Below are 392 nucleotides of genomic sequence, written 5' to 3'. Positions count from 1 at the left end.
TGCGCCTGATCCTGAAGGATGGCCTGCGGCACGGTGGTGCTGGAGAGGGCGAGCTGCAGGATGGGGACGGAGGAGGCGTTGAACATCAGCACGTAGGGCGGCGTGATGCCCGGCGGCAGCAGCTTCAGCACGGTCTGCGAGGCGGCGGTGATCTGGGCCAGCGCGCCGTTGATGTTGACGCTGGGCTGGAAGAAGATCTTCACGACGCCGTAGCCGACGAGGGACTGGCTCTCGATGTGCTGGATGTCGTTGACCTGCGCCGAGAGCGTGCGCTCGTAGTAGTAGATGACGCGGCCCGACATGTCGTCCGGCGGCATCCCGTTATAGGTCCAGACGACGGCGACCACCGGGATGCCGATATTGGGGAAGATGTCGGTGGGCGTGCGGATGGC

At 65.3% G+C, this 392-nt stretch carries 1 protein-coding gene; it reads right to left on the bottom strand.

The genetic code is table 11. From position 1 onward, the window contains the following. Positions 1-392: efflux RND transporter permease subunit (locus tag B8460_RS20665; protein ID WP_048863508.1), on the bottom strand; the 392-nt coding region annotated here is incomplete at both ends.

The sequence above is a fragment of the Acidisphaera rubrifaciens HS-AP3 genome (assembly GCF_000964365.1).
Taxonomy (GTDB): Bacteria; Pseudomonadota; Alphaproteobacteria; order Acetobacterales; family Acetobacteraceae; genus Acidisphaera; species Acidisphaera rubrifaciens.
Note: the sequence above shows the minus strand (reverse complement) of the source record. Positions and strands in the feature narration are given on the sequence as shown.